Source organism: Yoonia sp. R2-816 (assembly GCF_046762905.1).
GTDB lineage: Bacteria > Pseudomonadota > Alphaproteobacteria > Rhodobacterales > Rhodobacteraceae > Yoonia.
Genome location: NZ_JBKQXN010000229.1, coordinates 1 through 3,696, shown reverse-complemented (window position 1 = coordinate 3,696; position 3,696 = coordinate 1). Strand labels below are relative to the sequence as shown.

Below are 3,696 nucleotides of genomic sequence, written 5' to 3'. Positions count from 1 at the left end.
GCACAACTGACCGAGGAACGTACCCGCAAGTTCGATCAGATCGCGCGCATGAGTACCGGTGGCACCTCTGTCGGCATTCTCATTGCCGAGTACAAATCTCATCAACCCTCCATTTACGGCTCAAAATTCACATTCAAGCATCTCCCCGATTGCAATTTTTTCGCGGATGCTGACCTTACAAAGCGATTCAACCGGGTATTTGAAGAGCAGCTGATCCTGGCAAACATGGTCGATGGCGCGACGCCGATCGCTATTGCCACGTTCACAATGACGAAGGCCGGATATCCAGCCTTGCAGACTATCGGCATGATACTTGTGACCCGCGAGTTCCTACCTTTCGAGCATGTAAAGGAAGCCAAACTTCTGGAGACATTGGTCAGCCAGAAGCGTCGGTTTATCAAGCAACAGAGGTTTAACCTGCCGTCTGACGCGACCATCGCATCCGTTCTGCTCAGCGACACCGAGAACCCCATTGCGATGTTTGTGACGCCACCTGGCGCATCAGTTGAAACCATCCGCGACATCCAGACCGCTCTGCAGGAGGAAGACTATCCGCATTGGATTTGGGCAAATGAGGTGGCCATGCCAACGATCGCAGCGGCGAGATCGCGTCATGTCGGGGGGACCCCTGCATGACCAGCGACAAACCCACGGTGGCGTCAATGTCGCCGGGCGAACTTGAGGAAGAGATCAAACGCGTCCGCACCCGTGAAGAAGCGCGTCTGATCGCCGCCGCCAAACGCGCCGGCTATTTTAGCCAGGCGATCAAGACAGCGGACATCGATGAGATGTTCAAGCAGACCCTTGCCACCATGACACCGAAACATTCTCAACTGAGAAAGCTCGAGGACCGCATGACAAAGCTCAATTCCCGAATGCGCGACGCCGCCCGTCGCCTTGACGCGCAGCGCAAGATTCTACTGGGTTCTTTTTTGATAGCGCAGGTGAATCACCGCCCGGAAGAGTTTGAGTGGGTTGCAGGTGAACTTGAGAAGTTTCTATCCCAGCACAAGGACGCCAACGTCGCAGCGCGCAACAAAGAGATCATGGCGGATTGGTTAGACGGGAACGGCGATTCCGAAACGAATGATACTGACATGGAGCCACCCCATGACACGTGAGAATTTCTTCACAGCTTTTGCGTTTGGGTTTGCCTGCATTCTGACAGCCATCGTGCAGGTCCATTTTGTCGGGCGCGCACGCATGGAAGACATGTTGGCGCGTAACATCCAGTTCCATGATTTTGTTGTCTACAATTGGCAACTCTTGTTGGCCCTTCTCATCGCAACCATCACAGGTAGCGTCACCATGCGCTCTATCAGACCCAGTCTGTTTGGGCCGATATTTGTGGGTATTGCTTTCTTCTTTTTCTACTCAACATCCACTTTGACGGGCCCATTGCTATTGCAGCTGAAAGCATCGCTCACCTTGGCAAACGGCTTTCAAGTCTCGCCCGTCATGCTGAAGATCATGGCCTGGTACGCGGGTTGGTTCTTGCTCGGTGCGCTCGGGATACGATTGTCAGCGATGCTGATTGGAGGAGCGTTCCTCGTGAAAGACGCCGGCAAGAAAGACCGCGAGAGTTATAGATCCGTGTCGTCGGTGTTTGGCGACGCAAGGTTGGGCAAGTGGGCAAAGATCAAGAAAATTGTGTCTTCTCCAAATAGTGGCATGGTGTTTGGTGAGGACTACGATCCACGTAAAAACCCCTCATACTCACATGACGATCCAAGAACTTGGGGAAAGGGGGGGAAGTCACCTTTGATCACCATGGATTCAACCTATGAGTCTGGGCATAGTCTTGTGGTCGCAGGGTCTGGCGGTGGTAAAACGGCGGCTTATGTGATCCCCTCCTGTTTGACCTACCGCCACGCGTTGGTCGTCGTCGATCCCAACGGTGAAGCGCTCAAAGCCAGTAGGGATAAGCGCACATCTATGGGCAGAAATGTTCGTGAGCTCAGCCTTTTAAAGGGCGTTAACATCATGGGTCTTCTATCCCAACATCTCAAAACCAGCCGCTCGTATCGCCACCTTGCCGATATGATGGTGGTGCGAGAAAAAGACTCAGAGTTCTCCAGATTTTATGCGGCCCAATGTATAACGACGCTTGCCGGGCTATTGGAATACTTCACAGAAGAGAATGACGAGTTTTCGACATTCGAAGGGGTGGCAACAGTCGTCAACCTGGAGGATGATGGTTTACGGGCTCGACTGAAGAAGATCGCCGAAGATTCAGAGCGCGTTAGCGTCAAATCCGCCCTCAATGCCATGATCAACAAAGACAAAAAGTTTTACACTTGGTTCACGGCCAGTCTCCAACAATCATTAAACTGGACCGTTTATCCGGAGATGGTGGCAATGGTCACAACCGACGATCGGGATGCGTTCGACCCGCTCCATTCGAACACGGATCTTTTTATCACTCTTGATGAGCATGATCTTAGGGAATTTCCGGGTCTGGTCCGCTTGATATTGGGAGCGATTACTTATGACATGATGAAGCGCGAAGAGCGCTCATCGGAAAAATTCATGATTGTCGACGAAGCGGCGCTGCTTGGCTATTTCCCTTTGTTTGAAACCCTGCGTGATCGCGCAAGAAAGTACAGACTGCATCTGATGCTCATCTTCCAGGACATTGCTCGGATCGAAGTTGCATACGGGCGAACTGGTGTTCAGGAGTGGTCCAATGTTGCAGTACGTGCTTATAGCGCGATCGAGGATATGAATGAAGCAAAGGCCATCTCGGAGATGATTGGAAACTTCACGGTGGAAATCTCAGAAAACACACGAGGTGCATCTGGCTCTCCAGCGGCCGTAATCGGTCAGTCTCACAGCATTGGCTTGAGTGAAAGAACACAGCAGGCAGCACTCATGACCCCCAATGAAATACGTGAGCTTCCACAGGATGCACAGGTTTTGATATTCCGCCGTCAACCACCATTGATTTGTGGAAAAGCGCTATACTTTAGATGGCCAGCACATAGGGAGAGTTTCGCCGTCAATAGTAAGCCGAACTCCTAGGGGTCCGCTCCGGTAGGGGGCAGGATAGTACGTTAACGCCGAAAGCCCTGTCCGTAAGAGGCCCGTTCTGCGTTACAGTCGCCCGTCACACCGAAGCAGAGTAGAATAGGCGACCTTCGTGTGTCATATAGCTGGTACGATGAAATTCTCAGAAGGCCCTCCCTATCCGTACACCTGCCGTTCGCTGCGCGGGGCAAGAACTGGTAAGTTGCGGGACAAAACCGACCTTGGATTTTCTGACTTCGCTGACGCAGCATTCCTTCGCGGGTGCAGCGACGATCTTCTGGCAGTGCAGCGGATTTCACCGAACCAGCCATTCAGGTGGGGCATTAGCTTTCGATGTTGCGGCAGATCATGTTGCATTGCTTTGGCTGACCACAACTCTTAGTATATCCTTGATATTATGGAGTGTTCGTTTTGAAGCTAGCCAAATTCAAAGTTACCAATTTTCGGTCAGTGTCAGACAGCGGCTGGGTGGATGCTGATGACGTAACTGCTCTGATCGGTGTAAACGAGTCGGGCAAGACAAACTTGGGCGATTGTATACTTGACAAACCCAATGATATTTCCTATCTATAATTCATAGAGTTAAAGGGAAATACCATGTCTGTTCTATCTGCCCCATATATGCACGATGAAGCCGCAGCTTTTGCGCATGTCGAAAGCATTCTCTGG

General features: G+C 51.7%; 3 protein-coding genes. All 3 read left to right on the top strand.

Translation table 11 applies throughout. The annotated features are described in order from the left end of the window. The coding region (locus ACFWW2_RS16080; protein ID WP_393929562.1) for a DUF1173 family protein at positions 1-636 on the top strand (636 nt) is incomplete at its 5' end. Beyond that, positions 633-1,121, top strand: coding sequence for a hypothetical protein (locus ACFWW2_RS16075; protein ID WP_393929560.1), 489 nt, complete (start codon positions 633-635; stop codon positions 1,119-1,121). The genes ACFWW2_RS16080 and ACFWW2_RS16075, both read left to right, overlap by 4 nt. Continuing rightward, positions 1,111-3,021 carry a type IV secretory system conjugative DNA transfer family protein gene (locus tag ACFWW2_RS16070; RefSeq protein ID WP_393929558.1) on the top strand — a complete coding sequence of 637 codons (1,911 nt, stop codon included), beginning with the start codon at positions 1,111-1,113 and terminating at the stop codon, positions 3,019-3,021. The genes ACFWW2_RS16075 and ACFWW2_RS16070 overlap by 11 nt, the downstream gene beginning before the upstream one ends. Positions 3,022-3,696: the final 675 nt, after the last annotated feature.

What these genes read in the sequence shown, in the direction of transcription:
- ACFWW2_RS16075 (WP_393929560.1), top strand. Translation starts at nt 633, where the DNA reads ATGACCAGCGACAAACCCACGGTGGCGTCAATGTCGCCGGGCGAACTT.
- ACFWW2_RS16070 (WP_393929558.1), top strand. Translation starts at nt 1,111, where the DNA reads ATGACACGTGAGAATTTCTTCACAGCTTTTGCGTTTGGGTTTGCCTGC.